The 24,416-nt window shown below is 59.0% G+C and carries 22 protein-coding genes and 1 pseudogene; 3 read left to right on the top strand and 20 right to left on the bottom strand.

What is annotated here, in order from left to right; all coding sequences use genetic code 11:
• Nucleotides 1-25 precede the first annotated feature (25 nt).
• Together ACOYO3_RS06925 and ACOYO3_RS06920 are read left to right on the top strand one after the other, a co-directional pair.
• A complete protein-coding gene (locus tag ACOYO3_RS06925; protein WP_002524949.1) occupies nucleotides 26-589 on the top strand; it encodes a GNAT family N-acetyltransferase in 564 nt (187 codons plus the stop codon).
• Nucleotides 582-1,274 carry a DUF998 domain-containing protein gene (locus tag ACOYO3_RS06920; RefSeq protein ID WP_002517697.1) on the top strand — a complete coding sequence of 231 codons (693 nt, stop codon included), beginning with the start codon at nucleotides 582-584 and terminating at the stop codon, nucleotides 1,272-1,274. Before ACOYO3_RS06925 ends, ACOYO3_RS06920 begins: the two co-directional genes overlap by 8 nt.
• Nucleotides 1,275-1,330: 56 nt before the next feature.
• Here ACOYO3_RS06920 and hisS read toward each other — a convergent pair whose 3' ends face one another.
• Nucleotides 1,331-2,695 (bottom strand): histidine--tRNA ligase, encoded by a 1,365-nt coding sequence (hisS, locus tag ACOYO3_RS06915; protein WP_002517998.1) that lies wholly within the window; start codon nucleotides 2,693-2,695, stop codon nucleotides 1,331-1,333.
• A 99-nt stretch (nucleotides 2,696-2,794) separates the two neighbouring features.
• A complete protein-coding gene (locus ACOYO3_RS06910; protein WP_014167245.1) occupies nucleotides 2,795-3,466 on the bottom strand; it encodes an MBL fold metallo-hydrolase in 672 nt (223 codons plus the stop codon).
• Between ACOYO3_RS06910 and ACOYO3_RS06905 the strand changes: the two genes are divergently transcribed.
• Nucleotides 3,444-4,742: a DUF349 domain-containing protein gene (locus tag ACOYO3_RS06905; RefSeq protein ID WP_002524953.1), complete on the top strand. Its 1,299-nt coding sequence runs from the start codon at nucleotides 3,444-3,446 to the stop codon at nucleotides 4,740-4,742. The genes ACOYO3_RS06910 and ACOYO3_RS06905 overlap by 23 nt on opposite strands.
• Nucleotides 4,743-4,806: 64 nt before the next feature.
• Here the strand turns inward: ACOYO3_RS06905 and ACOYO3_RS06900 are convergent, their stop codons facing one another.
• From ACOYO3_RS06900 to ACOYO3_RS06815, 18 genes and pseudogenes are all read right to left on the bottom strand, one after another.
• The gene (locus ACOYO3_RS06900) at nucleotides 4,807-7,131 is read right to left on the bottom strand and encodes a RelA/SpoT family protein (RefSeq protein WP_002524954.1); all 2,325 of its coding nucleotides are present in this window, start codon (nucleotides 7,129-7,131) and stop codon (nucleotides 4,807-4,809) included.
• 129 nt (nucleotides 7,132-7,260) lie between these two features.
• Nucleotides 7,261-8,355, bottom strand: a pseudogene (locus ACOYO3_RS06895) (potassium channel family protein).
• Nucleotides 8,356-8,357: 2 nt separating this feature from the next.
• The gene (locus tag ACOYO3_RS06890; RefSeq protein WP_002517735.1) at nucleotides 8,358-8,891 is read right to left on the bottom strand and encodes an adenine phosphoribosyltransferase; all 534 of its coding nucleotides are present in this window, start codon (nucleotides 8,889-8,891) and stop codon (nucleotides 8,358-8,360) included.
• Nucleotides 8,888-10,063 (bottom strand): protein translocase subunit SecF, encoded by a 1,176-nt coding sequence (gene secF / locus ACOYO3_RS06885; protein ID WP_002517917.1) that lies wholly within the window; start codon nucleotides 10,061-10,063, stop codon nucleotides 8,888-8,890. The genes ACOYO3_RS06890 and secF overlap by 4 nt, the downstream gene beginning before the upstream one ends.
• A gap of 1 nt (nucleotide 10,064) precedes the next feature.
• Nucleotides 10,065-11,723, bottom strand: coding sequence for a protein translocase subunit SecD (gene secD, locus ACOYO3_RS06880; RefSeq protein WP_002516599.1), 1,659 nt, complete (start codon nucleotides 11,721-11,723; stop codon nucleotides 10,065-10,067).
• Between the two features lie 72 nt (nucleotides 11,724-11,795).
• On the bottom strand, nucleotides 11,796-12,263 hold the full coding sequence (gene yajC, locus ACOYO3_RS06875; protein ID WP_002518947.1) for a preprotein translocase subunit YajC: 468 nt from the start codon (nucleotides 12,261-12,263) through the stop codon (nucleotides 11,796-11,798).
• 24 nt (nucleotides 12,264-12,287) lie between these two features.
• Nucleotides 12,288-13,316 (bottom strand): Holliday junction branch migration DNA helicase RuvB, encoded by a 1,029-nt coding sequence (ruvB, locus tag ACOYO3_RS06870; protein ID WP_002521605.1) that lies wholly within the window; start codon nucleotides 13,314-13,316, stop codon nucleotides 12,288-12,290.
• Between the two features lie 47 nt (nucleotides 13,317-13,363).
• On the bottom strand, nucleotides 13,364-13,969 hold the full coding sequence (ruvA, locus tag ACOYO3_RS06865) for a Holliday junction branch migration protein RuvA (protein WP_002516588.1): 606 nt from the start codon (nucleotides 13,967-13,969) through the stop codon (nucleotides 13,364-13,366).
• A complete protein-coding gene (gene ruvC, locus ACOYO3_RS06860; RefSeq protein WP_002516591.1) occupies nucleotides 13,966-14,511 on the bottom strand; it encodes a crossover junction endodeoxyribonuclease RuvC in 546 nt (181 codons plus the stop codon). The genes ruvA and ruvC overlap by 4 nt, the downstream gene beginning before the upstream one ends.
• A gap of 41 nt (nucleotides 14,512-14,552) precedes the next feature.
• On the bottom strand, nucleotides 14,553-15,347 hold the full coding sequence (locus ACOYO3_RS06855) for a YebC/PmpR family DNA-binding transcriptional regulator (protein WP_002516621.1): 795 nt from the start codon (nucleotides 15,345-15,347) through the stop codon (nucleotides 14,553-14,555).
• A 149-nt stretch (nucleotides 15,348-15,496) separates the two neighbouring features.
• A complete protein-coding gene (gene priA, locus ACOYO3_RS06850; protein ID WP_002516577.1) occupies nucleotides 15,497-16,264 on the bottom strand; it encodes a bifunctional 1-(5-phosphoribosyl)-5-((5-phosphoribosylamino)methylideneamino)imidazole-4-carboxamide isomerase/phosphoribosylanthranilate isomerase PriA in 768 nt (255 codons plus the stop codon).
• A gap of 12 nt (nucleotides 16,265-16,276) precedes the next feature.
• Nucleotides 16,277-16,894, bottom strand: coding sequence for an imidazole glycerol phosphate synthase subunit HisH (hisH, locus tag ACOYO3_RS06845; RefSeq protein WP_002517978.1), 618 nt, complete (start codon nucleotides 16,892-16,894; stop codon nucleotides 16,277-16,279).
• Nucleotides 16,887-17,507 carry an imidazoleglycerol-phosphate dehydratase HisB gene (gene hisB / locus ACOYO3_RS06840; RefSeq protein WP_002516582.1) on the bottom strand — a complete coding sequence of 207 codons (621 nt, stop codon included), beginning with the start codon at nucleotides 17,505-17,507 and terminating at the stop codon, nucleotides 16,887-16,889. Before hisB ends, hisH begins: the two co-directional genes overlap by 8 nt.
• Complete coding sequence (locus ACOYO3_RS06835; RefSeq protein ID WP_002518951.1) at nucleotides 17,504-18,634, bottom strand: histidinol-phosphate transaminase; 1,131 nt, start codon at nucleotides 18,632-18,634, stop codon at nucleotides 17,504-17,506. The genes hisB and ACOYO3_RS06835 overlap by 4 nt, the downstream gene beginning before the upstream one ends.
• Nucleotides 18,635-18,666: 32 nt before the next feature.
• Complete coding sequence (gene hisD / locus ACOYO3_RS06830; RefSeq protein ID WP_002517847.1) at nucleotides 18,667-19,986, bottom strand: histidinol dehydrogenase; 1,320 nt, start codon at nucleotides 19,984-19,986, stop codon at nucleotides 18,667-18,669.
• A gap of 4 nt (nucleotides 19,987-19,990) precedes the next feature.
• A complete protein-coding gene (locus ACOYO3_RS06825) occupies nucleotides 19,991-20,521 on the bottom strand; it encodes a hypothetical protein (RefSeq protein ID WP_002518952.1) in 531 nt (176 codons plus the stop codon).
• A gap of 20 nt (nucleotides 20,522-20,541) precedes the next feature.
• Nucleotides 20,542-24,114 (bottom strand): DNA polymerase III subunit alpha, encoded by a 3,573-nt coding sequence (gene dnaE, locus ACOYO3_RS06820; RefSeq protein ID WP_002524958.1) that lies wholly within the window; start codon nucleotides 24,112-24,114, stop codon nucleotides 20,542-20,544.
• 61 nt (nucleotides 24,115-24,175) lie between these two features.
• Entirely contained in the window at nucleotides 24,176-24,379 is a 204-nt protein-coding gene (locus ACOYO3_RS06815; RefSeq protein ID WP_002525639.1) for a hypothetical protein, read from the bottom strand.
• Nucleotides 24,380-24,416: the final 37 nt, after the last annotated feature.

Below are 24,416 nucleotides of genomic sequence, written 5' to 3'. Positions count from 1 at the left end.
GGGACCCGGTGCTATTGTCACCGTCATGAAACTGGTTGGCACACATCCGATCCACACTGATCGGCTGGTGCTCCGCCGATGGTCAGTTGACGACGCCCAACAGATGTACGACAACTTGGCTAGTGACACCGAGGCCACCCGGTTTGTGACCTGGCCGCCGCATCCCAACGTCGACGCGACCCGGTTGCTGCTGACCGGTTGGGTACGCGGCTACGACGACCCCGCCACCTTCAATTGGGCAGTGTGGCTGGACGAGGTCATCATCGGGCAGATTGCTGTCGTGGACGTTGATACGAGAGTCAACCTCGCCGAACTGGGCTACTGCCTTGGCAAACGCTGGTGGAATCATGGCTACGCGACCGAAACGGTTAAAGCGGTGATGTCTTACTTGCTCGACACCGCTCAGGTCAACAAGGTTGAGGCCCGCCACGACCCGGCGAACATCGCCTCCGGGAGAGTAATGGAGAATGCGGGAATGGTCATCGAAGGGTTGCGGCGGGCATGTGTGATGGATTCGTGCGGCCCACGAGACTCCCAGTACCATGGCCTGCTGCGCAGCGAATGGAGAGGCCAGCAGGCTGATGACTGATCGTCGTGAGGTGACCTGCCGACGCTGGCGCGCTACCTTCTTCGTCCTCGCCTCGCTTGCCTCGCTTACCTGGGCCTTCGCGGGAGTGCTCAACCCGGCCATGAGCCAGCTGCACGCATTCGTTTCGGAGTATTCGGCGCGTGATCAGCCGTGGCGTTACCTCTTCCAGACCACCGATGTCATCATGGGGACATTGCTGTGTCTGGCAGGTCTGGCAACTCTCGTGTGGGCCCGACACCGCCCCCTCGGACGTCAGGGATGGTCGGGAGTCGGCTTCGTTGCAGGAGGGTTCTTCAGTGTCCTCGATGCCCTGGTTACGATGGACTGCTCTCCCACTCGTTCCCAAGCGTGCATGGCTGCTGAAGAGGCCGGACACGTCAGTGTGAACCACATAGTCCACGTCGGGACCTCGACGATTGTCGTCGTCGGATTCGCGCTACCGATCCTGCTGCTCAACTCGACCATGACGAGATTCCGCGGATTCGGCCTTGTGGTGACGTGGGCTTGGGTGGTTTTTACCCTCCTCAACGGCATCGGTGCCGTAGGTTGGTTTGTCGGCACACCGATGGACTACACGGGAATCTGGCAGCGATTCAGCTTGGGACTGGGAACGCTGTGGTGGCTCATTCTCGCTGCTGATGACATCGTCACGGCGCGTGTTCAAGATCGCGCGCGCTCCTGCTGAGTTCCCTCACGCGGTCGTAAGGTCCCAGGTTTACTGGGAGCCATCCTGGCCTGAGGTCACCAGGTACCGATCACACCGGGATGAAGGTCTTCGGTAGGCGGGTTCCACGCCCCAGCATCAGCCTCAACCTGATCGCCCGACCGAATGTCCTTGACGGTGTCGGCGTCACGGTAGTCGGCGTGTTTGACGCCCGGGAACCACACAAATGGTATGCCGCGACGATCAGCATGCTTGATCTGCTTCCCGAACTTGTCAGCCTTCGGAGCTACCTCGCATGGGATGCCGCGGGAACGCAATGCGGAAGCGATGACCTCCGAAGTAGCGCGATCCTCCTCAGTATTAACGGCAACGAGAACCGCCGAAGGAACCGAACGTGAGGAAGACAGCTCGCCGCGGGAAAGGATCGGCGCCAGCAAACGGGTGAGGCCCAGAGAGATGCCCACACCCGGGTAGACATGTTTACCATCGGAGGCAAGGGACTCATAACGACCTCCCGAGCACACTGAACCCATCGACTCGTGACCGGTGAGCTCAGTTTCGTAGACGGTTCCGGTGTAGTAGTCGAGCCCGCGCGCGATTTTGAGGTTGGCAACCATGCGTCCGGGAACCGCCTTATTAACGGCAGCAACTACCCGGTTGAGGGAGTCCAGGCCCTCTTCGAGCATGTCATTGGCCACCCCCAACTCGCGTACCTTGGCAATAAAGGAGTCGTCGGTCGACTGAATGGAGGCCAGAGCGACGCACTTAGCCGCGGCGTCATCAGAAAGGTTCAACTCGTCGACAAGCAGTTTGCGGACGGCGTCCGGGCCAATCTTGTCGTACTTGTCGACCCGCTGTAGCACCGCCATCGGATCGGCGATGCCGAGCCCGCGATAGAACCCTTCGGAGAGCTTGCGGTTGTTGACGTGCATCGTAACGGTCGGAAATCCCAGCTCAGTGTGCAGTCGTTCAAGGGCTGACAGCATCACTAGCGGGGTTTCGACGTCGTGGTGCTCAGCAAGGGTCTGGTCGCCAACAATGTCAATATCGGCCTGGGTGAACTCGCGGTAGCGACCCTCCTGCGGACGCTCGCCACGCCACACTTTCTGAATCTGGTACCGGCGGAACGGGAAATACAGATGTCCAGCATTCTCCAGTACGTAACGTGCAAACGGGACGGTCAGGTCGAAGTGCAGGCCAAGGCGATCCTTCCCGGAACGCGTGTCGTGCGGGTCGGCGTGCAGCCGGTCGACGACGTAGACTTCTTTGTCGATTTCTCCCTTGCGAGTGAGCTGTTCCATCGGCTCGACGGCGCGAGTACGAATCGGTGCGAAGCCATGAAGCTCGAAGGTCTCCTCAAGAATCCGGGTCACATGGTTCTCTACCATCTGTCCTGAGGGCAGGAACTCGGGAAAACCGGACAGGGGCTTGAGACGGGCCATGAGGAAATCCTTCGAAAAGTTGAGTACAACAGCGGGTCACCCCGCAGCCTTTATTGTGCCAGTCTGAGGGCGATCGGGTGCATTCGCATGCGGTGAGGCCTAGCGGCGCCCCAAGAACGGATTGGTCAGACGTTCATTGGCCATCGTCGTTGGTCCGCCGTGTCCGGGCAGCACATGGGTGGAATCATCCAGGGACCACACGACGTCGGAGAGGCTGTATGACATCTGGGCAGGGTCGCCGCCTGGCATGTCAGTACGTCCGATAGATCCGGCAAAAACGACGTCTCCTGACATGACGATGGGACCGAACTCGGCGTCGATCGTACGAATCATGGAACAACCCGGGGTGTGGCCCGGTGCATGCAAGAACTCCAGGTCGAGGTTGGCGAACTGGTGATGGGAGAAGGGCTCGACGTCGACGACTTGTTCTGGCTCACGCAGGGTCGTCGACCCATACCACTGTTCGATAAGCGGGCGGGCGAAATCGGAGAGCCCGGCCATCGGGTCGCTGAGCAGGTGACGGTCGTCACGAGGGCACAGCACCGGGATGCCGTACTCGTCCCCGACCTGTCGAGCAGAACCAATATGGTCGATGTGGCCGTGGGTCACAGCGATCGCCACTGGAACGAGATGATGGGTTCTCAGGGCATCACCAAGGAACTCTTCAGCGCCCATACCGGGATCGACGATGACGCACTCAGACCCCTGTTCGCGCGCTAGCAGATAGCAATTGGTCTGAAAAGGACCTGTGATAAAGGACGCGATGAACACGTTTGGCAGTTTATCGGGCAAGATGGGGCGTATGAGTCACGCACAAGCTCCGCAGTCCTTCGGCCGCGTCGATGATGACGGCACCGTTTACGTCCGAACTAGTGACGGGGAGAGGTCTGTCGGCCAGGTGCCGGACTCCACTAGCGAGGAAGCCCTTGAATTCTTCGTGCGCCGCTATCGCGCCCTCGAGACCGAGGTGTCGCTGCTGGAATCACGAGTGAGCTCGGGCACCGCCTCGCCGGAGGAGGCACGGTCGGCCGCCAGTAAACTCGTCACATCTATCCGTGAGGCCAATGCCGTTGGCGATCTGGAATCTCTCGCAGCCCGAGTGGAGGCATTGACCCCCACTATTGACGCCAAGGCGGAGACCCGCCGTGAGGAGCGCGCTGAAGCTAAGGCCCGCGCCAAGCAAGCTAAGGAGGAGATGGTAGCCCAGGCAGAGGCTATTGCTGCTGGCAGTGACTGGCGTGGTGGCATTGGAAAGTTCCGCGATCTACTTGACCAGTGGCGCCGTCTCCCCCGTATCGACAAGACGACTGACGACGAGTTGTGGCACCGTTTTTCCGGTGCTCGCACCGCATTTACCCGTCGTCGCAAGCAGCACATGGCTGAGCAGAACCACCTGCGCGAGCGCGCCCGCATCGTCAAGGAGCACATCATTGAGGAGGCTCGTCCGCTGGCCGAGTCGACCGCTTGGGGTGAGACCTCTCGCCAGTTCCGCGACCTCATGAACCGATGGAAGGCCGCCGGACCTGCTCCCCGCGATGTCGATGACAAGCTCTGGAAGGAGTTCCGCGCTATCCAGGACACGTTCTTCGACGCCCGCACCGCGGCCCAAAGCCAGCAGGATGAGGAATACCGCGGTAACCAGGAGGTCAAAGAGCAGCTCCTTGACGAAGCAGAAAAGGATATTCTGCCCGTCAAGGACATTGAAGAGGCCAAAGTCAAGCTCCGCGCATTCCTCGAAAAATTCAATGAGGTTGGTCGAGTTCCTCGCGACGCCATGAAACGTATTGACGCCCGCGTCCGTGACTTGGAGCGTCAGGTCCACTCCGCTGAGGAAGCCGAATGGAAACGCACCGATCCGCAGGCTCGCGAACGTGCTCGCGCCACCGTCGATATGTTCAGCGCCCACATCGACAAGCTGAACGCCCAGGTCGAGAAAGCTGAGGCCGCTGGTCGTACTAAGGATGCCGACAAGGCTCGCGAATCGATCAAGACCTACCAGACCTGGCTCGACGAGGCTCAGAAGGCACTCGACGAATTTAGCGCCTGATGGTCACCGCTGACGGCCTCGGAACACTTCCCAGACCCGGGGCCGTTGGCGTTCTAGGCAACCTTCAAGACTTCACACGGAAGACGTCGTAAACCCCCGAGATTCGACGAATCGACTCAGTAAGGTGCTTGAGGTGAGTCGGATCGGGGGCTTCGAAGGTAAGCCGCAATCGAGCGAGATGAGACTTTGACGTACTCATATTGGCTGAAATGACGCTTACCCCCTGCTCGGCGAAAACCCGAAAGGTATCGACCAACAAACCGGCACGATCAAGGCCTTCCACCTGGATAGTGACCTGATAGCTCTCTTGCCGATCATCAGACCACGACACCGAAACGATGCGCTCCGGGTGCTCAAGAAGATTCTTGGCATTGGAGCAATCCGTTCGATGTACTGAAACCCCGTCATAGCGCGTCACGAACCCCATGATGGGATCGCCGGGCAGCGGGGTACAGCACCGAGCCAGCTTCACAAGCATATCCGGATCGCCGTCGACCATAACCCCAGTTTCGCTACTGCGACGACGACGCGGCGCCTTGACGCCAACTGCCAGTTCTTCCTCGACGTCAGCGGTAGCCTCTTCCGGGCCGCCACCCAACGCGATGAGCTTCTCGACGACGGACTGGGCGCTGGCGTTGTGCTCTCCTACCGCCGCATACAAGGCGTTGATGCCGGGCACCCGGAGGTCGTCGGCCACCGCGCTGAGGTATTCGACAGTTAGCAACGACTGTAACGGCACACCGGCTTGACGTAGCTGCTTTGCAATAGCGTCCTTGCCGGCTTCAATGGACTCCTCGCGGCGCTCCTTAGTGAAGTAAGACTTAATCTTGGAACGAGCACGGGGAGAAGCGATGAACCCCAGCCAGTCCCGACTGGGACCCGCATCAGGCGCGTTCGACGTGAGGATATCGATGACGTCGCCGTTGTTAAGTTTGGTATCGAGGGTGACAAGTTTGCCGTTCACCCTGGCGCCAATACAGCGGTGACCAACCTCGGTATGGACGGCATAGGCGAAGTCAACCGGAGTGGCGCCCTGAGGAAGGCTCATAACATCGCCCTTGGGGGTAAAGACATACACCTCGCGAGAGTTAATCTCGAAGCGCAGCGAGTCCAGGAACTCGCTGGGATCAGATTCCTCCTTGGACCACTGGTTGAGAGACTGAACCCACGAAAGATCTGTGCCATCAGGCTGAATCCCCCGACCGACAGCATTGGGGTTTTCCTTATACTTCCAGTGGGCTGCTACACCATACTCAGCACGCCGGTGCATCTCGTGAGTGCGGATCTGCAACTCGACCGGCTGGCCGCCCGGCCCCAACACCGTGGTGTGCAAAGACTGGTACATGTTGTACTTGGGCATCGCGATGTAGTCCTTAAACCGACCCGGAAGAGGGTTCCATCGCACGTGCATGACACCGAGGGCTGCGTAACAATCGCGTGGAGTGTCGACAAGGATGCGCAGACCGGTGAGGTCGTAGATGTCAGAGAAATCCCGGCCCCGTACCACCATCTTTTGATAGATCGAGTAGTAATGCTTCGGTCGTCCGTAGACGATGGCCTTGATGCCTGCTTCGTCAAGGTCCTGACGAACGATTGTGATGACATCTTTGAGTTGGGCTTCCCGTTGCGGAGCCCGCTCCGCAACCATATGGACGATCTCGTCGTAGAGCTTCGGGTTAAGGGTGGAGAAGCACAGGTCTTCCAGCTCCCACTTGATGGCATTCATCCCAAGGCGGTGAGCTAGCGGGGCGAAAATCTCGAGGGTTTCCTTGGCAATACGGTTTTGCTTATCGGGACGTAGAAACCCTAACGTGCGCATATTATGCAGCCGATCTGCCAGCTTGATGACGAGAACCCGAATATCTCGGCTCATCGCGATGACCATCTTGCGAATGGTCTCAGCTTTCGCAGAATCCCCATATTGGACTTTGTCGAGCTTAGTGACCCCATCGACGAGAAGGGCGATTTCTTCACCGAAATCAGCAGTGAGCTGTTCGTTGGTGTAGGACGTGTCTTCGACGGTGTCGTGCAGGAGGCCGGCGCATAGAGTCCGCTCGTCCATGCCAAGCTCAGCGAGGATCATCGTCACCGCAAGTGGATGTGTGATGTAGGGGTCACCAGACTTACGAGACTGTCCGCGGTGGTAATGCTCAGCAGTGCGATATGCCCGCTCGATGATAGCGGTGTCGGCCTTGGGGTGGTTGGCCAGCACTACCGAAATTAAGGGATCCGTGACGCTTTGCGTCGGTGCTGGTGGTTTCGGCGTCCCCCACCGGACAATGCGCTCGCGCATCCGCATACGGGGCTGGGGACGCTGTTGGCCGGGCTTCGGCTTGCCCAGGGTTCCCTTGCCCGAACCGTACGGGCCATAGACGCTATCGTCGGTCATCGCGTCACCTCCTGGCAAGCTAGACCTCTCATTCTAGTGGTATGCCGCGTCTCAGTGTCGGTTGAGTGTGCTGCCCGAGGGCTAGGTGCAACCAGCGCTGACAGCAAAGTCAGTCCTCTAGCGCTGTTCTCAGCGCACCAGGTCGCTTTCAGTTTGTGATTCATGGCGACGTGGAACCGCTTTGCGCACGACCACGATGACGTCACCGGCCTGCAGCTGACCCACCGAAGGATCGTAGAAGTTGCGCAGCACGTCGTTTCGAATGACGGCTAGCACCCGTTCGTTTTGAATATCGGCTGGACGTGCGCCCACCTCGCTCTCGGAGACCATTCGCTGAACGACTTCCATGCCCTTGGAACTGGATAACAAATCGTCTACGACGGTACCAACGTACGGGTTAACCGACGACAGCCCGAGCAATCGTCCCACCGCGTCAGCAGATGTGACGACAGCGTCGGCACCAGATTCGCGCAGCAACGGGAGGTTCTCGTCCTCTCGACCGGAAACAACGATGTGACAACGCGGGTTGAGCTAGCGCACCGTCAGCGTCGTCAGAATCGCCGAGTCGTCTCGGTTGAGGGTAATGACGACCTCCCGCGCCTTACTAATCTCAGCTCGCCTCAAGAGATCACGGCGAGTGGCGTCTCCCTCGAAGGCGGCCAGCCCAGACCGGTTGGCCTCAGCTACAGCAGAGGGGCGGGAATCAATGACGACGATCTTCTCGACGGGGACATCGTGGTTACGCAACGTATTGACCGCGCTTCGACCTTTCGTGCCATACCCAATGACGACGGTGTGATTCCTCATACGCTTCCTCCAAGCACTATCGAGCAGGCCGCGTCGCCCCTCATTGGCCAGCATCTCAAGGGTGGTACCAACTAACAGCACCAGGAAAGTGATGCGTAGCGGCGTGATGATGAGGGCGTTAATGAGCCGCGCATGCGGCGCGACTGGGGTGATGTCACCGTAACCCGTGGTGGTGACGGTGACCGTTGAATAGTAAAAGGCGTCAATGAGCGAGACGCCGTCTCCAGCGGTGGAATCAACATACGAGTCTCGATCGACCCACACAATCAATGTACTGATCAGCAGCAATACCGCCGACCAGGCCAACCGCTTAACCAGCTCCCAAAAAGGTTCAGTCGCTTTGAATGGAAGCTTGACCCGAGCGGTCTGTTCGAAGACGCTATGGCGCCCCGAGGATTCGGGTGATTCCGAGACCATGATCAGATTGTGAGAACTGCGTTGACAGGACCGATTCCGGCGCGATCGAGTTTCTCGCGACCGCCCAGAGCCGACAGCTCTATGAGTACCGATACACCAACCAGTTCTGCGCCCAACTGCTCCACGAGGGAGGCCGTAGCGCGAACTGTGCCGGCTGTCGCGAGGACGTCATCGACGATGAGCACCTTGGAACCGGGCTGCACCGCATCCTGATGGACTGTCAGGGTCGCAGAGCCGTACTCCAGCACGAATGACTGAGAGTAGACGTCACCAGGAAGTTTCCCGGGTTTGCGGACAGGAACAAATCCGGCTCCGAGGGAGAGAGCTACCGGCCCGGCGAACATGAATCCACGTGCCTCCATACCGAGGACGACGTCCACGTCACGAGAAGCAGTGTCTACGAGTTCAGAGATCGCAGCCGCATAGCCATTGGGATTTGCCAGTAGCGGAGTGATGTCCTTAAAAGTGACCCCGGGCTCCGGAAAGTCCGGGACATCCCGGATCAGGCTGGCAATGAGGTCCTTACGGTAGGTCATTTCTTCCTCTCGGCACGGGTAGAACGACGTGGCTGGTGACGATCGCTCCCGGTGATAGTCGTAACGTCGCGTGGACCTTCCGCGGCAACGGTCTCAGCGGTTACCCGTGGTGCCTTCTGAGCGGCCCGCTCACGACGACGCAAAACACGCGCGGTGTGCTCTTTCATGGCTGGCTCGTGCTCACGCAATTGGGTAAACACCGGGGTTGCAATGAAGATCGAAGAGTAGGCACCAACGATCATTCCGACGAACAGGGCCAGACCAAGGTCTTCGAGCGGCCCGGACCCCAGCACAAAGGCACCAGCGAAGAGCAGCGCGGCGACAGGTAGCACGCCCACGATGGTGGTGTTAATAGACCGCACCAGCACCTGGTTGACGGCTCGGTTAGCGCCCTCAGCAAAGGTGTAATCACGCTTGTCGATGTCCTGGACGTTCTCGCGCACCTTGTCGAAGACCACGACGGTGTCGTACAACGAATAGCCCAGAATCGTTAGCACACCAATGACTGTTGACGGTGAAACCGTGAATCCAACCAACGCATAGATACCGATGGTGACGATGAGATCGTGTAAAAGGGCCACCAAAGCAGCAATAGACATCTTCCAATGCCGGAAATAGGCCCAAATCTGCAGCATCACCAAGACCAGGAATACGACCAACGCCTTAATGGCCTTGCCGGTGATCTGCTCACCCCACTGACTGCCGACCTTAGAGTAGGTGACCGAGCTCATCTTCGTCCCGGTGGCCTTAGCAATGGCCTCCTGAACCTTCGTAGTTTCGTCATTGTTAAGAGCCCGAGTCTGCACCTGGACAGCATCGGAGCCGAGGCTGACGACCTCGGTTGCGTCCATATCGGGAGCACCCGAGGACAGCACCGACTTTCGGACGTCGTCAATAGTAGAGGTAGCAACGTGGGCCGGAGCTCGGAACTGCACGCCACCCTTGAACTCAATACCGAGGTTCAGACCGCGTACTAGCAGGCCGATAAACGAGATGATGATGACGACTGCAGTGATGGTGTACCAGACCTTGCGGCGCTGGATAAACCCGTAGGAGATCTCACCGGTGTACAGGGCATGAGTGAAGCTACGCTTGCGCTTCTTGCCGGTCGCGCCATCACTAGGACGCTTTGTGGCAACAGACGACGTCTGGGCGTTCATGTCGTCAGTCATCTCAGGCCTCCTCCGACTCGATGGTGCGCTTTGCTCTTGAAGCAGATCGTCTGCTTCTCCGACCAAGCAGCTGGCTCTCAGTCACGCCCATATGCTCCGCCTCGAGGCCAGAACCGCGTCGACCTTGTCCCCAGAACCTTGTGCGTCCCAACACGGTCACGATGGGATGGGTGAAGAAGAAACAAATAATGAGGTCGATCACTGTGGTCAGACCGAGAGTGAAGGCAAATCCCTTCACCTGATCTACAGACAGCACGAACAAGACGATGGCAGACAATAGGGACACGCCGTCAGCCATGAGGATCGTGCCCCGGGCCTTTGCCCAACCAGTCTGAAGAGCCGTACGTAGTGTACGACCCTCGCGGATCTCGTCTCGGATGCGTTCAAAGTAAACGATAAAGGAGTCTGCTGTCACGCCGATGGCCACGATCGCGCCGGCGATACCAGCCAGCGAAAGGGTGAATCCGACGGCCTCGCCGAGCAACACCATGGCTGCGTAGGTAGTGATACCGGCAATGACGAGGGAGCCGAGGGTCACCAATCCCAGGCCCCGGTAGTACAGCAAGCAGTAGCCGCCGACCAGAATAAGGCCAATGATGCCAGCGATAATGCCAGCTCGAAGCTGCTCACCCCCAAGGGTGGGCGAAATGTTGTCGACGCTGGAAATATCGAACGACAGAGGAAGAGCACCGTATTTCAAGACGTTGGCGAGATCAGCCGCGCTGTTTTGGGTGAAGTGACCAGAGATCTGAGCCTCGCCACCGTTAATCGGGCAGGACGTGCCGGTATTGCCGTTGAGCTGCGGGGAAGAGATAACTTTACCATCGAGGACGACCGCAAACTGATTCTGTGGGCTCATCTTAGAACACAGGTATGTCGTAGCGTCACTGAACGAGGTGGTGCCAATGGAATTGAATTTCAAGTTAACCACGTAGGACAACTGCCCCTGCGGGATGCCTGAATCAGCACTGACGACCTGGGTGCCGGTAATGGCGACCGGGGACAACAAATATTTCATGGTGCGTTCACGATCACAGGTCACGAGTGGCTTATCACCTGGCGAATCAACCGACTTCGCACACTTATAGTCCTCGAAGGCCTTCTGATCTTCGGGCGTGGGCTTCCACTCCTCGGCAGCCTTTACCATCTTGGCAGCCGACTGAGGATCCTTCTCGTTGTACTGCGAAGCACTGGATGTGGTACCACCCTTGGAACTAGCAGACGCATCTGGGGCAGCCGAGGCGCTGGCACTGGGCTCAACAGTAGGAAGGGCAGATGGTGCAGATGGCTTTGCCTTTCCGGGGGTCGGGCTCTTCTGGCTCACTGGTTCCTCTGCATAAACCATACGGAATCCAAGTTGAGCGGTCTGACCGACCATCTCCACAAGCTTGGAGCTCTCGACGTTCGGGGCCGACACGACGATGTTGCGATCACCCATCGTCTTGACCGACGACTCGCCCACTCCGAGCGCGTTCACTCGCTGCCCGATGATGAGACGGGCCTGCTCGAGACTCGTCGCTGACGGAGCTTTGCCGTCTTCGGTCTTGGCTGTCAGAGTAACGGAGGTGCCTCCCCTGAGGTCCAAGCCGAGCTTGGGTGACCAAGTACGCATAACTCCCATGAGCACGTACATGACAATGATGATTACCAGGAAGATCACCAGGGTTCTACCCGGATGGTGTGTTCGCTTTTTCGTTGCCACGTCGAATAAATTCCTTGATCTTGGTGGATATCAGGCCTGCGGCTGCTCGTCAGAGGTATGAGCATTTACAGCCGACGCCTCGGGAGAGGTCAGCACATCATTCGCCGATTCGGTAGCGACATCGTCATGAACCGTGGAGTTCTCGGTCGGGACGTCGTCAGCGAACGCGAACTCCTCCTCGTCACCAGCGGGCCGAACAATCGCCTGCTTGAGAACGCTCACCTCAACGCCCGGGGCGAGCTCAACCACGGCCTGTTTGTCCCCGATATGGGTAATGGTTACGAACAGGCCGCTGCTCAGCACGACGCGAGTACCAACCTCAAGACGTGACTCGAGTTGAACGCGCTCCTCCTGCTGTTTTTTGACCTGCCGCTTACCCTGCCACAACGTGAAACCAATGAGCACGATAAAAATGATCAGCAGGGGCATGAATCCGCCCAGCGGGCTAGCGAGAAGAGGCATAAAACGTTCCTTGTCTTCGGGTGTGACCGGGGTCATGCTACCCCGACTCGGTCAATGTGGTCAGAACAGCCCCTCACCGGAACTGTCGGGAGGTGGTTCAAGGCCGAGATGTCGCCAAGCTCGATCAGTAGCGACGCGGCCCCTCGGGGTGCGCATGAGAAAACCAAGTCGTACCAGGAAAGGTTCAGCAACTTCCTCAACCGTCTGTGGCTCCTCCCCCACGCTAATAGCAAGGGTTGACAAGCCTACCGGCCCGCCCCCGAACTTTAGACACACCGCATGGAGAACCGCCCTGTCGAGGCGGTCCAGACCCAACGGATCAACCTCGTAGAGGTCAAGGGCGGTCTCGGCTCCTTGCGGCGTCACAGGAGACTCATGATGAACGTCTGCCCAGTCACGGACCCGTCGCAGCAAGCGGTTCGCGATACGGGGCGTACCGCGAGACCGCGACGCAATCGTGTGTGCCGCACCTTCAGCAAGCTCAACTCCGATGACCCCGGCCGATCGCGTCACGATCCGTTCGAGATCAGCTACCTCGTAGTAGTCAAGCTGGGCAGTAAAGCCGAAGCGGTCACGCAACGGCCCCGGAAGCAGCCCAGCTCGCGTTGTTGCCCCCACCAGGGTGAACGGTGGGATCTCAATCGGAATCGCGGTAGCTCCCGGCCCTTTACCCACAACAACGTCGACCCGGAAATCCTCCATAGCCAGGTAAAGCATTTCTTCGGCAGGCTTGGACATCCGGTGGATCTCGTCAAGAAAGAACACTTCGCCGGGTACTAACGAGGACAAGATCGCAGCCAGATCCCCGGCGTGCTGAATGGCAGGACCCGAGGAAATACGGATTGGTGCCGACATTTCGGAGGCAATAATCATGGCCAAGGTCGTCTTCCCAAGACCTGGCGGCCCCGACAGCAGAACATGGTCGGGGGTCGTACCACGGGACTTCGACGCGGCAAGGACCAGACCTAGTTGATCGGCGACTCGCTGTTGTCCTCCGAACTCTGCCAGCGCGCCAGGACGTAGAGCTGCTTCTTCAGCCTTTTCAGGGGGTTCGGCCGACGGATCGACGGGCGAGTGTTCCACCGACATTCTCCTTCCTGACGACTCTTATCAGTCTGCCAGAGGCATCCGACATGTCACCGCGCCAAACTACGCAATGCCGCTCGCATGAGGTTGCCGATGGTCATAGCTGGATCGGCTTCCTTGAGAGCAGCCACCTTGTCGACGGCCTTCTCCGCGTCTTTAGCCGACCAGCCCAAGCCGACCAGCCCTTCCGCCACCTGTTCCCGCCACGGTGCGACCACATGGGTCGCTCCGCTCACCGAAGCTCCACGTGGGGTAAGGGCTGCGACCTTGTCCTTGAGCTCCAGGATCATTTTCGCCGCACCCTTGCGACCAATTCCGGGAACGCGGCATAGAGTTGCGTCATCTTCTTCGGTTATCGCCGTGGCTAGCTGAGCAGCATCAAGGACACTCATAATCGCTGCAGCTAATTTGGGACCGACTCCCGACGCGGTTTGCACCAGCTCAAAAGCATCGCGATCATCAGCTTCGACGAACCCGTAAAGAGTCAGGGACTCCTCTCTCACAACCAGGGAGGTGTGCAGGGACATATCTTGGTTGATGCGAGCACTCGCAGCTGTGGCAGGAGGGCACAGCACCTTGATACCAACCCCATGATTGTCAAGGACGACCCACGTCGGGCCAGCGGCACTAACCATGCCGGAAAAATGGGAAATCACCGGGCTAGGTCCTTCCAAGAACGGGGTACACGCCGACCGCGTCGTTGCGTAGCCACAGCGGCTTCAATGCGACGAGCCGCCCCGCCACGCCACAGGTGGCAGATCGCCAAAGCGACAGCGTCGGCAGCATCAGCAGGCTTGGGAGGCGCCGATAGCCGCAACACCCGTGCCACCATGAAGCCCACCTGGGCTTTATCGGCTCGTCCTGAACCCGAGATTGCCGCTTTAACCTCACTTGGAGTGTGAAGAGCGACCGGAAGACCATGCCGGGCGGCAATCATCATCGCCATTCCGGCTGCCTGAGCGGTACCAGTTACTGTATTGCGGTTGTGTTGGGCAAACACTTTCTCGACAGCGACGGCATCCGGGCGGGTGTGGTCACGCCATTCCTCCAGCCCGTCGTGGATGCGCAGTAGTCGGTGTGCATGATCGAGGTCGGCAGGAGTACGAATGACGCCCACGGCAATGAGCTTCAGAGGCGATCCTAACCCACCTTCAACGACGCCAACCCCGCATCGGGTTAAACCAGGGTCGACCCCCATGACCCTTGTAACACGCGGGTCGGGGGTCGACTTTGGAATGCTCACTCCTCCTCGTCAAGAGCTGCTGCAACCTCGGCGGGGATATCAACGTTGGAGAACACGTTCTGGACGTCATCGAGATCTTCGAGAGCATCAAGGATCCTGTAAAGCTTGCGGGCGTCCTCAAGCTCGACACGCTGGGTGAAGTCTGGCTTGAACGACACCTCAGCGGAGTCGTAATCAATACCGGCATCCTGGACGGCTTTACGGACATCAACAACAGCGCTCGGATCCGAAATAATCTCAAAGACCTCGCCCTCATCAACGATGTCCTCAGGCTCAGCGTCGATGGTTGCCTCCATGAGCTGGTCCTCATCCACCTCACGGGTCTCTGTCTTGCGGCCCTCCTCAACCTCGTAGGTCTTCGAGACCGAGACAACACCCTTGCGCTGGAACAGACGCTGCACAGAACCGCCGTCAGCCATGGTTCCGCCGTTGCGGGTAACGGCCACGCGGACGTCAGAAACGGCGCGATTGCGATTGTCAGTCAGGCACTCGATAAGGATGGCAACGCCAGCGGGGCCATAGGCCTCGTACATAATCGTCTCGTAATTGACGGCGTCAGCGCCCTCACCAGACCCACGCTTCACAGCACGGGTGATGTTGTCGTTAGGAACCGAGCTCTTTTTCGCCTTCTGGATGGCGTCGTAGAGGGTCGGGTTGCCCGACGGGTCTCCACCCCCGAGGCGGGCGGCCACCTCAATATTCTTAATCAGGCGAGCGAAAAGCTTGCCGCGCTTGGCGTCAATGGCCGCCTTCTTGTGCTTGGTGGTGGCCCACTTGGAGTGACCGCTCATGAACGGTGTCTCCCTTCCTCGAATGTCGCAGTTATTGGCCCAGCGGGGCTAAGCATCCGGCGCAGGACGAGCCTACGCACACAATAGGACAGTCTACACTCCCCGTCTGAGAACGAATCAGAGGAAGAAAAACCACGATAAATCGACGCTCAGTCGGTAGGAGGCATCGGGGATGAATCAGCCGGGATGGGGGCCCGGCACACATCCAAGGCCGCAGGCAAGGTGAAATTGCCGACGTACAGAGCCGTCCCGACGATCGCGCCCTCAACACCGATCGGGACTAAACCGCGCAGGCGTCGCAAATCCTCCAGCGTGGCAATACCACCTGAAGCGACAACTTTGCCTTGGGTACGAGCGCAAATCCGCCCCAGAAGCTCGTAATTAGGGCCGGTTAGCATGCCATCACTGGCGACGTCGGTAACGACGTATCGCCTACACCCGGCGTCCTCCAAGCGCGCCAGAACGTCGAGAACCTTTCCGCCCTCGCGCGTCCATCCACGAGCCGTCAGCTGATCGCCACGCACGTCTAAGCCGATTGCTACTTGTTCGCCATAACGCCCGACGACTTCGTCACACCATTGAGGGTCCTCGAGGGCAGCGGTACCGATATTGACCCGGGTCGCGCCAGCGGACAACGCGGACTCGAGACTCCTTTGATCTCGGATACCACCCGAAACCTCAACGTTAATGTCCAACTGCTCAACGACGCTGCTGATGATCTTCGTATTGGATCCATGTCCGAAGGCAGCATCAAGGTCAACCAGGTGAATCCATTGGGCTCCCAGGCCTTGCCACTTCTGAGCGACATCGAGAGGGTCGCCAAATGCCCGTTCAGAACTGGCCACCCCCTGTTGCAGCTGGACGGCACGACCGCCCTGGACATCAACGGCTGGAAACAGCGTGAGTTCTCCGGTCACAGAATCAGGCTATCAACTCAGCTGATTCAGCCAGCGTGTGAGCAGAGCGAGACCTGCTGTCCCCGACTTTTCAGGATGGAACTGCGTGGACGTCACCGGACCATACTCTGCGGCTGCGACAAAGGTGGCTCCCTGATGGGTCGCAGTGGTGAAGTGGTCGTGAGGTCCGGTAACGACCACACCATAGGAATGGACGAAGTAGAACCTCTCTTGCACGCCCTGAAATAAGGCTGAGTCGGCGGCCGGTATCACCGTGTTCCACCCTATATGGGGCAGTCGCTCTGCCGGCAGCTCCTCAACGACACCAGGAAGAACACCAAGGCACTTGACGTCAACGTCGCGTTCACGTCCTCGCTCGAAAAGCATCTGATGGCCCACGCAGATACCCAGCAGAGGTCGTCCCTCGTCAACCCATTGACGGACAAGACGCGCCCCGCCCATAGCCCGCAACCCTGTCATACACGCCGCTAACGCTCCCACTCCGGGGAGGACGAGAGCGTCGGTATCGAGTAAGGCACTCGGGTCGTTGGAAACGATCACTTCGGCACCTACCTGACGCAATGCACGTCTAGCGGAGTGAAGGTTTCCTGATCCATGGTCGATAATGCCGACTCGCACCGGATCAGACATTGAGAGCGCCTTTAGTGCTGGGGACGCGACCGGCATTACGGGGATCCGGTGCTATCGCAATTCTCAGCGCTCGGGCCAGCGCTTTGAACTCGGCCTCGCAGATGTGGTGGGGGTCGCGTCCTGCCAGCAGACGCAGGTGGACGCACAGACCGGCGTTGAAAGCTAAGGACTGCACAACGTGGTAGGTCATCGCACCCGGGTAGGGCACGCCAGAACCACCAATACGAGCGTACGCCTGCCCCTCAGGTTCACCCGAACACACCACCCACGGTCGTCCGGCAACGTCGACAACGCATTGGGCAAGCGCCTCGTCGAGGGGAACCACGGCGTCACCAAAACGCGTGATACCGCATTTATCCCCCAAGGCCTGGGCAAGAGCCTGGCCTAAAGCAATAGCCGTGTCTTCAATACTGTGGTGACCATCGATCTCGACGTCACCGGAAGTAGTGATCGTCATATCGATACCTGAGTGCTTCGACAATGCCGTCAGCATATGGTCGTAAAATCCAACCCCAGTAGAAATGGTGGACTCCCCCGCCCCATCGAGATCAATTGCGACGTCGACAGTGGATTCCGAGGTCTCGCGGTAAACGCGAGCGCGACGATGGGTCATTGATCCTCCTCGAGGACGAGACGCGGAGCGGTGGGAAGGACGTCAAGCAAAGCGGTACGGAAAGCGTCGGTCTGGCGTGGAGTTCCGGCGCATACGCGCAAGTAACCAGTTGGTCCGACCTCTCGGATAAGCACGCCGCGATCAAGCAGCGCCTGGAATACCGCGTGACGATCAGCGAACCTGCCGAAGAGGACGAAGTTCGACTGTGAGGAAACGACGTCCAACCCGTGCAGTTGCAGCCAGTCCTCCAGGTTTACGCGGGTCTCACGCAACTCGTCGACCCGCGCAAGCATCTCAGGGGCATGAGCAAGGGAAACTCTCGCCACCACCTGTGACACGTCGGAGAGATGATAGGGCAGCCGCACCATCCGCAGCGCGTCAACGACGGCCGGTGCGGCCACCGCGTACCCCAGTCGGCCACCTGCCAGGGCGAAGGCCTTGGATAGGGTGCGCACCACAATGAGCCGACCGTACTTCGGAAGCAAAGCAATCGAGGAGTCCTCCGGAGCGTCTGTGAACTCCTGATATGCCTCGTCAACGACGACAATGGTGTCGGTGCCAGCACACACCTCGTCAATGACGGCGACCGGGATAGTGGTTCCGGTGGGGTTATTTGGCGTCGTCAGTAAGACGACATCCGGCTTGACCTCCTCGATTGCCGACAGTATCTCGTCAGTTGTCAGTCCCCAGGAGGCGTTGCGAGGACGAGTGACGTAATTCGTGTGAGTATTGCGGGCATACTCGGGATACATCGAGTAGGTCGGTGTGAAGGTCAGCACAGAGCGTCCTGGACCACCAAACGCCTGCAAAACATGGGTCATAACCTCGTTGGAGCCATTAGCAGGCCATATCTGGGAGCTGCTAATACCGAAGCCAATATATCGGGCCAGATCCTCGCGAAGGCCGGTGGCTTCCCGGTCGGGGTAGCGGTTAAGACTCTTGGCGGCCTTGGCAACAGCCTTGGCCATGTCCTTGCGCACCGCCTCCGATGGCGGATACGGATTTTCGTTGACGTTCAGGCGTACCGGGACGTCAAGCTGCGGAGCCCCGTATGGTTGTGCCCCGACAAGTTCCGAACGCAGCGGAAGATCCGCCAACTGGATAGAGTTAGGCTCCGGCTTAGCCACCGGACGGGGCTGGCTGGTCTGTCGATGCTGAGTCAACGTGACCTCCTCACAGTGATGGCATTGGCATGGCCGGGCAAGTTCTCCGCCAAGGCAAAAGCCTCAACGGAATCGGCCAGCTCAAGTAGGGCATCCTCGGTGTAATCGATGACGTGGACGGCGCGCATGAAGGAACGCACCGACAGACCAGACGAGTGGCAGGCTGCTCCTGCCGTGGGAAGGACGTGAGTGGATCCGGCTGAGTAGTCCCCAAGAGAGACAGGCGCCCACGGGCCGACGAAAATGGCGCCAGCGTTCCGGACCCGAGCAGCGACTGCGGCAGCATCAGCCGTCTGGATCTCGAGATGCTCGGCGGCATACGCATTGACCACTTCGAGGCCCTGATCAATATCACGTACCATGACGATGGCCGACTGCTTGGATGTCAGCGAGGTGCGAATGCGCTCGGAATGTAACGTGGCACTGACCATCGGGGCAAGTTCTCGTTGCACAGCTTCGGCCAGTGTGGTCGAGTCTGTGACAAGCACTGCGGCAGCCAGCGTGTCATGCTCAGCCTGGCTCATAAGATCAGCAGCAATGTGACGCGGGTCGGCAGTCTTATCGGCCAGGATGGCGATTTCGGTGGGCCCAGCCTCCGAATCGATGCCGACGGTGCCACGCAGGCAGCGCTTTGCCGCGACTACGTAGATGTTGCCTGGACCCGTAACCATGTCGACGCGCGGACAGGAATCTGCCTCGTCGGAGCCCTCAACGCCGTAAGCGAACATGGCGATCGCTTGGGCACCGCCGACGGCGTAGACCTCATTGACACCCAGTAGATGACACAGCGCCAAGATGCTCGGGTGCGGCAACCCACCAAACTCCGCCTGGGGCGGAGATGCTACAGCGATAGACGAAACACCGGCCTCCTGCGCAGGAACGACGTTCATGATGACCGACGATGCCAGCGGAGCGAACCCACCCGGAACGTAAAGGCCTACACGCCCGACCGGGACGATGCGCTGGCTCACCCGCGCGCCGCCTGCCACCTCAACCGGTTGGGAAGAGGCCTCCACCTCAGCTTCCTGACATACGTGACGACGACGTCGAATAGATTCGCTGAAAGCCCGACGCAAGGTGCCGTCGAGGTTCGCAGCTGCCGTGGCGAGAGCCTCGACCGGAACGCGCAGATGCTCGGGAACCACATGGTCGAATTTCTCGCTGTACTCACGTAGCGCCTCAACGCCACGATCCCTCACCGCAGAGCAGACGGGGATGACGGCCGCCATGGCGGCATCGACATCGAAGTCCGCGCGAGGCACGGCGCAACGCAGGTCGTCAGTGGTCTCACTGGTCACATCGACGATTCTCAGCACATTGCTAGTCTAATGAAGCCCCGGTCGACGTCTTTGCGCGTCCGGTCCGCGAAGCGCCACGTCTGGCCGCCAGCAGGGACGCGATGAGCATGGGCACCATGGCAGCGAGCAGCCATACCAGGACTGCCACCCAGGTATGGAGAGCGAAATCGATGGGGATAACCTCCCCAGACTTAGCTGAAGCGATCCGTTCGGCAAAAGAGTCCGGGCCGATAAGAACACCCACCCACCAACACGCTAGAGCCGACAGACATGCCGAGATCCCAGCGGCTAAAACACCCCAGGCTCCCCGCCGCCGCATGAGAACCCAGCTCAGACAGCCGATGATGAGTCCCACGACCAGACCGATGAGACAGTACGTAGCGTCAGTTGAGAAGACCTGGGTGAGACCCTTCTCCGTCGTCGTAGCTGCACCGTCAGAGCCGACGGTGTACGTCGGCAGGGTCACCATTGAGTGCCATAGCGGAGCAGCCAGTCCTCCAAGGACGATCCCCATCGCGATCACGAGCAGGCTCAGCCGCAAGATCGCAATCATACGGGCACGAGTCATCTCGTTCACTGCTGCCTCCTCGGGACGCACGACGGGCCAAGCAAAGCCTTGAGGTCTGCCATGAGCGGCTGACCTTGGGTGACCTTAAGTTCGTCGGCAAGCCGGAATGTTGTTGTCACTTTGCCGTCAATGAGCCGCAACCTCACCTCGGAACTACCCGGATGGTTGCGCAGCACCCCGCGCAGCTCTTCGAGCGTGCCACGGGTGCAGCGTCCGCGACGCATATCGATCGTCATTGGTGCCTTGCTAGCGTCAGTGAGATCAAGCAACCAGATGTCGTTGGCCGACATTTCAACCGTCTCATCGCGTTCCCGGACGAAGCCGCGTACCTTCAGGATGCTGTCCACCGCTAGCAAGGGTTCCACTCGTTGATAAACCTTTGGGAAACAGGCGATGGTGATGGACGCATCAAGGTCCTCCAGGGTCACTGAGGCCCAAATGTCACCGTTCTTAGTCGTACGCCGCACGATCTGGGTGACCATGCCGACCACGGTGTACCGGCCCTCGTGATGGCCCTCAGGATTAACGAGTTCCGCCACCGAAATATCTGATTCAGCCTCCAGAGCAGCCTCGAGCCCACGCAGCGGGTGGTCCGACACATAGAGACCGAGCATCTCGCGCTCGAAGGCGAGTTTGGTACTGCGATCCCAATCGTCGTCGGGAACGACCCTCTCGACCCCCATCTGAGTGGGCTGGGAATCATCCCCCATGCCGAATAGATCGTCTTGACCGTTGGCTTGGTTGCGCTTGATGTCGATGACGGCGTCGACGGCCTGCCCGTAGACAGCCATGAGCCCACGTCGAGAGTGACCCATAGAGTCGAAAGCGCCAGCCTTAATGAGGGACTCGATGAGTCTCTTATTGCATACTGTCAAGCTGACCTGATCGAGGAAGGTGAAGAAATCGGGGGCTGGACCGTTCTCCTCCCGGGCGCGAATAATCTCAGCTACGGCATTGGCCCCGACATTTCGGATGGCCCCCAGGCCGAACCGAATGTCCTCACCGACAGCGGTGAACTCAAGGGAGGATGCGTTGACGTCGGGAGGAAGGACGTTGATGTGCTGGGCGCGCATGTCGGCTAGGTACATTGCCATCTTGTCTTTATCGTCACCGACGCTCGTCAGCAGAGCAGCGCCGTATTCAGCCGGGTAGTTGGCCTTGAGGTAAGCCGTCCAATACGAGACAAGTCCATAGCCAGCAGCGTGGGATTTGTTAAAGGCGTATCCAGCGAAGGGGACCATGACGTCCCACAAAGTCTGGATGGCATCGTCGGAGTAACCGTGTTCACGCATACCCGCCTGGAAGGGGATGAAGTTTTCCTCCAGGATGTGCTTCTTTTTCTTACCCATCGCTCGGCGCAACAGGTCGGCGCCACCCAGGGTGTACCCGGCAAGTTTTCGGGCGATCGACATGATCTGCTCCTGGTACACAATGAGGTGGTACGTGGGAGCAAGGATCTCGTCGAGGTCTTCCTTGAGTTCGGGATGGATCGGAATGACCGGTTCCCGGTTGTTCTTACGCTGAGCATAAGAGATATGCGCATTAGCGCCCATAGGGCCCGGGCGATACAGGGCTAGCACGGCAACAATGTCGTCGAAGCATGTCGGACCCATGAGCCGCAGCAACGACCTCATGGCCGTGCCATCAAGCTGGAAGACGCCTAGGGTGTCGCCGCGCGCCAGCATCTCGTAGGTTGTCTTGTCATCAAGGGCGATGTTTTTGAGATCGACATCAATCCCCCGGTTGGCCTTGATGATCTTGATGCAATGATCCATGATACCGAGGTTGCGCAGGCCCAGGAAGTCCATCTTCATGAGCCCCATCTCCTCGAGCTGGGGGTACGCGAAGCCGGCAATGATCATGCCATCCTTATCGCGCTTGTGCATCGGCACGAGGTCAAGCAGTGGGGTACTCGACAGGATGAACGCGCAGGCGTGCACGCCGGTGCCTCGAATCAGCCCCTCGAGGCCTTTGGCAGTCTCAACAACCTTGGCTACGTCAGGGTTATCTGCCACCAGCTGACGGAACTCCTGGCCTTCGCCATACCTCTCGTGGGAGGAGTCGAAGATCTTGTCCAGTGGAACGCCCTTGCCCATCACGTCCGGGGGCATTGCCTTGGTGATCTTGTCGCCGAGGGCGAAGGGATAGCCGAGAATACGGTTAGCGTCTTTGACAGCGGCCTTCGCCTTAATCTTGCCGAAGGTGTTGACCTGGCTGGTGTACTCAGCCCCGTACTTGTGCGTGACGTAATCAATGACCTTGTCACGCTGACGATCGTCGAAGTCAAGGTCGATATCGGGTGGATTGACGCGCTCCGGGTTGAGGAACCTCTCGAACAGTAGACCGTGTTCTAGCGGGTTGATCGCGATAATGCCGGTCAGGTAGGCGACCAGGGAACCAGCCGCTGAACCACGTCCGGGCCCTACCGGTACCCCCATCGAACGTGCCGCGTTGCAAATATCGGAGACAACGAGGAAGTACGAGGAGAATCCCAGCGGTTCGATGACCGACAGCTCGGTCTCGAGACGCTCTAGGACCTCTTTGGGCGGGTTCGGACCGAATTTCTCGTCGAGTCCTTCCTGGAGTTTCTTACGCAGCCAGGACTCCTGAGTCTCCCCCTCAGGAACATCGAACTGCGGCATCCGGTCGACGTACTTAAACACCTCGTCGTAGGAGCCAATCATCTCGGTCAGCAGCAAGGTGTTGTCACAGGCCTCCGGATGGTCGGGGAACAGCGCCCGCATCTGCTCCGAGGATTTGATGTAGTAGCCGGAACCGTTGAACCGGAACCGGTTCGGATCGTCTTTGTTTCGGCCCACACCGACACACAGCAAAGAGTCGTGGGCGTCGGCCTGATCCTCAGTGACGTAGTGGGAGTCGTTGGTGACCAGCAACGGAATGTCTAGTTTTTTGGCCAGCTTCAGCAGGTCGGACCTCACCTGCTTTTCGATCGGGACGCCGTGGTCCATCAACTCACAAAAATAGTTTTCACGGCCAAAGATGTCCCGATAATCGGATGCAGCTTGGCAAGCTTCCTCAAACTGGCCGAGGCGCAGCCGGGTCTGCACCTCACCCGATGGGCAACCGGTCGAGGCGATGATGCCACCGGAGTACTGGCCCATGAGCTCGCGATCCATACGCGGTTTCATGTAGTAGCCCTCATAGGACGCCAAGGACGAGAGTCGGAAAAGGTCGTGCAGGCCTTCGGAATCCTTCGCCCACATCGTCATATGGGTGTACCGACCGCCGCCAGAGACGTCTTTGCCGCCCTCGGCATCCGGATCTCCTGCATCACGAGAGGTCCCCCAGAATTCCTGTACTCGTGACTTGCGGGTGCTCGGAGCGACGTACGCCTCGATACCAATGATCGGCTTAATGAGAGGATTCTGGTCCCCGTCGTACTTCTTGGAAATCTGGAAGAACTCGTAGGCACCGAACATATTTCCGTGGTCGGTCATCGCGACCGCAGGCATCCCTTGACGTGCCACCTCGGCGAAAAGTTTCTCGTTGCTGGCAGCGCCGTCCAGCATCGAGTATTCGGTGTGGGTGTGGAGGTGGACGAAGTCGGAACGGGCCACAGGCCCTCCTTTCACATTCCGACCCCAAGCCCTTGGGATCGTGCCTTGCGATCGTGCTGACCTAGACAGAGTAGTCGGCACCAAGGACATCTCGAATCACCCCTGGTGCGAACGCCAAGTATTGACGTACGACGTGGGTGAGACAATGTGTGAAGCTGTCGCGTGGGCAACGTGACGAGGCCAATTCTTTCTTGGCACCACCGTTGCCGTGGTGTTGTGACTTGTCGTTGGAAACCTGCGCCAAGTGGTCGACAGACTGTCCCACGACGTCGCAGCTAAAGTCAGTGTCGTGGCTTCGTCGC

The sequence above is a fragment of the Cutibacterium sp. KBN10P07758 genome (assembly GCF_050286205.1).
GTDB classification, from domain to species: domain Bacteria; phylum Actinomycetota; class Actinomycetes; order Propionibacteriales; family Propionibacteriaceae; genus Cutibacterium; species Cutibacterium acnes.
Note: the sequence above shows the minus strand (reverse complement) of the source record. Positions and strands in the feature narration are given on the sequence as shown.

What these genes read in the sequence shown, in the direction of transcription:
- ACOYO3_RS06925 (WP_002524949.1), top strand. Translation starts at nt 26, where the DNA reads ATGAAACTGGTTGGCACACATCCGATCCACACTGATCGGCTGGTGCTC.
- ACOYO3_RS06920 (WP_002517697.1), top strand. Translation starts at nt 582, where the DNA reads ATGACTGATCGTCGTGAGGTGACCTGCCGACGCTGGCGCGCTACCTTC.
- hisS (WP_002517998.1), bottom strand. Translation starts at nt 2,695, where the DNA reads ATGGCCCGTCTCAAGCCCCTGTCCGGTTTTCCCGAGTTCCTGCCCTCA.
- ACOYO3_RS06900 (WP_002524954.1), bottom strand. Translation starts at nt 7,131, where the DNA reads ATGACCGACGATAGCGTCTATGGCCCGTACGGTTCGGGCAAGGGAACC.
- ACOYO3_RS06890 (WP_002517735.1), bottom strand. Translation starts at nt 8,891, where the DNA reads ATGACCTACCGTAAGGACCTCATTGCCAGCCTGATCCGGGATGTCCCG.
- secF (WP_002517917.1), bottom strand. Translation starts at nt 10,063, where the DNA reads ATGACTGACGACATGAACGCCCAGACGTCGTCTGTTGCCACAAAGCGT.
- yajC (WP_002518947.1), bottom strand. Translation starts at nt 12,263, where the DNA reads ATGACCCCGGTCACACCCGAAGACAAGGAACGTTTTATGCCTCTTCTC.
- ruvB (WP_002521605.1), bottom strand. Translation starts at nt 13,316, where the DNA reads ATGTCGGTGGAACACTCGCCCGTCGATCCGTCGGCCGAACCCCCTGAA.
- ruvC (WP_002516591.1), bottom strand. Translation starts at nt 14,511, where the DNA reads ATGGGGGTCGACCCTGGTTTAACCCGATGCGGGGTTGGCGTCGTTGAA.
- ACOYO3_RS06855 (WP_002516621.1), bottom strand. Translation starts at nt 15,347, where the DNA reads ATGAGCGGTCACTCCAAGTGGGCCACCACCAAGCACAAGAAGGCGGCC.
- hisH (WP_002517978.1), bottom strand. Translation starts at nt 16,894, where the DNA reads ATGTCTGATCCGGTGCGAGTCGGCATTATCGACCATGGATCAGGAAAC.
- hisB (WP_002516582.1), bottom strand. Translation starts at nt 17,507, where the DNA reads ATGACCCATCGTCGCGCTCGCGTTTACCGCGAGACCTCGGAATCCACT.
- ACOYO3_RS06825 (WP_002518952.1), bottom strand. Translation starts at nt 20,521, where the DNA reads ATGATTGCGATCTTGCGGCTGAGCCTGCTCGTGATCGCGATGGGGATC.